This window comes from Corallococcus sp. AB038B, from assembly GCF_003668955.1.
GTDB classification, from domain to species: domain Bacteria; phylum Myxococcota; class Myxococcia; order Myxococcales; family Myxococcaceae; genus Corallococcus; species Corallococcus exiguus.
Map to the genome: position 1 here is coordinate 1 of NZ_RAWO01000343.1, position 391 is coordinate 391.

The 391-nt window shown below is 32.0% G+C and carries 1 protein-coding gene; it reads left to right on the forward strand.

Going from position 1 to position 391, the window contains the following annotated elements:
• On the forward strand, window positions 1-191 hold a 191-nt coding region (locus tag D7Y04_RS46265), incomplete at its 5' end, for a hypothetical protein (protein WP_233601885.1).
• Window positions 192-391: the final 200 nt, after the last annotated feature.

Below are 391 nucleotides of genomic sequence, written 5' to 3' on the forward strand. Positions count from 1 at the left end.
CTAGTCGAGGTAAAGACTTGAGAAGTTTTGATTCAGAGAGTTTTTCATTGATCTATTGTAGAGAAACAACAGAAGTTTCAATTGGAATTAAACGAATTTTCTCATTTAATTCAAATGGATTTAACACCAGCAAATATTCTTTTGATTACGAAAGAATATCATCAGACTATCGAACAGTTACAATCGAATGAGCGAAGATCTGATCAGAGAATTCGAATGTTAGAAGAACAATTGACACGGATTCAAATGGAGGAGAAAAAACAACGATCGAAATGTATTTCATTGACGAAACAAATGAAAACAAAGTAAAGAAAAAGCAACGAATCGATTGAAATTTATGTTGTTCATTGATTTCTTTAGAGGAAAACGAGAATGTTTGGACGAGAATGGT